Annotated in this window: 4 protein-coding genes; all 4 read right to left on the minus strand. The window is 58.8% G+C overall.

Going from position 1 to position 4090, the window contains the following annotated elements; genetic code table 11:
- Positions 1–284: 284 nt before the first annotated feature.
- Positions 285–500, minus strand: a complete 216-nt coding sequence (locus DFP89_RS19660) for a type II toxin-antitoxin system RelE/ParE family toxin (protein WP_245948891.1) — start codon at positions 498–500, stop codon at positions 285–287.
- Between the two features lie 180 nt (positions 501–680).
- Positions 681–2087 carry an esterase/lipase family protein gene (locus DFP89_RS19665; protein WP_114351004.1) on the minus strand — a complete coding sequence of 469 codons (1407 nt, stop codon included), beginning with the start codon at positions 2085–2087 and terminating at the stop codon, positions 681–683.
- A gap of 1 nt (position 2088) precedes the next feature.
- Positions 2089–3069 (minus strand): hypothetical protein, encoded by a 981-nt coding sequence (locus tag DFP89_RS19670; RefSeq protein ID WP_114351005.1) that lies wholly within the window; start codon positions 3067–3069, stop codon positions 2089–2091.
- A gap of 28 nt (positions 3070–3097) precedes the next feature.
- A partial coding sequence (locus DFP89_RS19675) for a hypothetical protein (protein WP_220269891.1) occupies positions 3098–4090 on the minus strand: 993 nt, incomplete at its 5' end.

Consider the following 4090-nt stretch of genomic DNA (forward strand, 5'->3'; position numbering starts at 1 on the left):
ACGCCGATCTGCATGTCCAGCGGCTCGACGCCCTCGATGGTTTTGACCTGAAGGGCGGGCCGATCCGATTCCGGCTGAACCGCCGCGGCGCTGCTTGGCAGCAGCGTCCAGGGGTCGTCGCTGTCCTGGTCCGACGGGATGCTCATCTGGAAACCTATCACAATACACCTGTCACAACATTGGCCTTTTACCGTACCGCGCGCCGATCAACCATAGCCCGCCTCGCGCTGATGACGGACGGCAAGCACCACGGCGCGGATCTCGTCCAGCCGGTAAAGCACCACTTAGCCACTGTCGCCAACGCCGATCAGCCATTCCCGGAACTTCGGATCCATCTTGACCGCCAGTCGGCCCGTCTCGGGGTGGGCCTTGATGATCCGCATGCCCTCGCGGATCATCGTCACCGCACGCGATGCGGCAGTGGGGCTTTTCGGGGCAAGGAAGCGGTAGCAGTGCTGAACGTCCCGCAGGGCGGCGGGGGTCCAGATCAGCTCCGGCATTCCGGCGGCCCCACGTCCAGACCGGCTTCAAGCTGGGCCAGCCAGTTATCAGCCTCGGCATGAGGCAGCGGAAAGCAGCTGGACCAGCTTGTCTTCCTACTACCAAAACCCGCCTCCGCTCCAGCGACTGAGATGCGTCTGTGGTGGAGGCGGCTTCTTGGGTAGAGGAGGGGCAATGGATCAGGCATCCGCCAACATTTCCTCGACCATTTCTTTCAGCCACTCGACGGTCAATGTGCGTGCAGAGAGCGAATCGAAGGCGGCCTGATGTTCCAACCCATCGGTGACTGCTTCGGCCATCTGTCCCGATTGACTGCCCGATCCGGCATGCACCGTGCCATCACCCGCAGCATTCGGTCCGGACATTTCCAGAAGTGCGATATAGTCGGAATCGCCGCTCGGCCCAAGAAGGCGCGTCTGCCACTGATCGCCCCACCAGGGATCCACTGTTGCACCACGATAGGTACCAGAAGCGGGGACCGGTCCCCGATGAAGCGCAACCGTCCAATCGACCCGGTCGCGCGTCTGCCTGCCCGTGCCGTAGAACATGCGCGTATTGGGATGGAAGCCTGACGGACCGAGCTGGTCATGAAATGACTTGGCATCATCAAGCTGCAAAAGGAAATTCTTGAAGGCAAGCGCACCTGTCGGATCGCCGCCGGGATTGAGATATTCCTTTACGATCAGGCGCCAATAATCGACCTCATTCTCGTATATCTCTGAATAGGGATCGGCGATTGGCAGCGACATGCGGCGTCCGTCAGGCTCGACCGCGCTCAGCCAGTCGCGGCGACCATCGACACCGCGATGCCATTTGTTCGGTGCCAGCTCAAGCGGGCCAGCACAATTTCCGGCAGTCGCGGTGACCTGATGGGCATTCTTGCCAAGCACTCCGCTGGTCGCGCCTTCAAAACCGCCGCGGATACGCTTGTAAAGCTCGGGTGCACCATGGGTCGGCATCACGCCGTGAATGACCCCGTGAACCATATCGGCATGCCCAAGGATCTGGGTAAAGGCCCGTGCCACCAGACCGCCCATGGAATGCGTCAGGATGATGGGTTTGAGAACCTCTCGCCCGATCTCTTGCCCCAGTTGCTCGCAGTCCTTGATCGCCCGGGTCACGACATCTGACAGATTGCCATGCTCTTTGTTGATCGGCTTGCTTGCGGAGTATAGATTCGACGCCGTCCAGTTGTAGGGAAAGGCCCAGACCTGAAATTTGGCCATGACCAAACAATTGTCCAGCTTCACCAGATATTCGTCATTGAGCCAATTCAGAAAGGGAAGGTAGGAAGAGAGCAGGCCTCCCCAACCCCGGTCCCAGATGCCACCATCCGTTTGGTGTGCGACTTCCAGGAAGGTCGGATCGAAATACTCATTTGTGTCGCCGACGATCATACGGCGTTTGCCTTGGCCGCCACGGAACAGCAGACCCAAGGCATTCCAACCTTCATCCCAGCTTTCGGTACCGGGCTGCCAGACGACTTTGTTCTTTCTGTTGCGTAACCGGCTGCCCATGATGCCGGGGATGAAGATGATCGGCAGGATGACATGGCGGGGGCAGAGCGCGACAGGATCATCGACCATTTCAGCGCCTCCTGACCGATGGCAGCACAGCCTCCCAGATGGCCTCCATTTCGGCCACCGGATAGGGTTCCGCATCCAGATCGACATCGTTCTTGAACAGCTCCAGCCGGACCTCGCGGCTTGGTTCCCCCACCGCGCCCCCCTCGACGCCATGGGCCTCAAACCACAATATGCGATCACGATGCGATGTCTTTTGTCCGGCGCGTCCTGAAATACCGGCGATTTTGGCTCTGGCGCCAACCATCCCAAAGAGCCAGTTTTCACGAATATCGACCTGCGCGGCTCGCTGTTCCGAGGTGTCGAACGACATGCCGACACCAAAGGCGTCCGGGTCTTTAAAGCCCGCCGATGCCATGTCATTGACGACCGGCAGGTCGATCAGCGCCCGATCAGCGCAGATCCCCGGTTGCGACGGGATGACATCGTTTTCGCGTGGCCAGGTGGCATCGGCGATCTCTGACAGGCCGACCTGCTGCGGGCCGTCACCCAGATGCGCCACCTCATCAAGGGTATCGAACACATCGGCGCGCGCCCGGAACAGATGGCCGTGGCGAACATAATAAGCCTCGACGTTGATGAACCGTGATTTAGAATCAGTAAGATAAGGGTTGTATTTCTCTGTCGCCACCAACTGGATATCCCTCAGTTGGGAAGCGCCTGCATAGCGAAAATTGACGCCCCTTTCTTCCACGCCTGCGCGCAACTCCTCGATGCGCCCCGCGACATAATCGGGCAATTGTGCCGCCTTCAGTGGCCCAAGACCGATAACGCGCACTGGGCGCGGCAAGCCAATGGACGCATCCGGATAGATCATTTCGAATCGGTCCGGCACATCAATCACATATCGCCCGATGCAGTAACTTTTCATCTCACCAACCTTGTTTTTGACATCTTGCGCATGCATCTCACTGCGCCACCACATCAGCAGCGCAATGCTCAAAGCCCCCAGAAGGATGAGAATGATTTTGACGCGATTGCTCATCCGCGATCCCACAATACCTGTTTGCGCATCAGCGCCTCCTGACCGATGGCAGCACAGCCTCCCAGATGGCCTCCATTTCGGCCACCGGATAGGGTTCCGCATCCAGATCGACATCGTTCTTGAACAGCTCCAGCCGGACCTCGCGGCTTGGTTCCCCCACCGCCCCCCCCTCGACGCCATGGGCCTCAAACCACAATATGCGATCACGGTGTGACGTCTTTTGTCCGGCGCGTCCTGAAATACCGGCGATTTTGGCTCTGGCGCCAACCATCCCAAAGAGCCAGTTTTCACGAATATCGACCTGCGCGGCTCGCTGTTCCGAGGTGTCGAACGACATGCCGACACCAAAGGCGTCCGGGTCTTTAAAGCCCGCCGATGCCATGTCATTGACGACCGGCAGGTCGATCAGCGCCCGATCAGCGCAGATCCCCGGTTGCGACGGGATGACATCGTTTTCGCGTGGCCAGGTGGCATCGGCGATCTCTGACAGGCCGACCTGCTGCGGGCCGTCACCCAGATGCGCCACCTCATCAAGGGTATCGAACACATCGGCGCGCGCCCGGAACAGATGGCCGTGGCGAACATAATAAGCCTCGACGTTGATGAACCGTGATTTAGAATCAGTAAGATAAGGGTTGTATTTCTCTGTCGCCACCAACTGGATATCCCCCAGTTGGGAAGCGCCTGCATAGCGAAAATTGACGCCCCTTTCTTCAACACCTGCGCGCAACTCCTCGATGCGCCCCGCGACATAATCGGGCAATTGTGCCGCCTTCAGTGGCCCAAGACCGATAACGCGCACTGGGCGCGGCAAGCCAATGGACGCATCCGGATAGATCATTTCGAATCGGTCCGGCACATCAATCACATATCGCCCGATGCAGTAACTTTTCATCTCACCAACCTTGTTTTTGACATCTTGCGCATGCATCTCACTGCGCCACCACATCAGCAGCGCAATGCTCAAAGCCCCCAGAAGGATGAGAATGATTTTGACGCGATTGCTCATCCGCGATCCCCT

Source organism: Paracoccus lutimaris, from assembly GCF_003337565.1.
Classification (GTDB): Bacteria; Pseudomonadota; Alphaproteobacteria; order Rhodobacterales; family Rhodobacteraceae; genus Paracoccus; species Paracoccus lutimaris.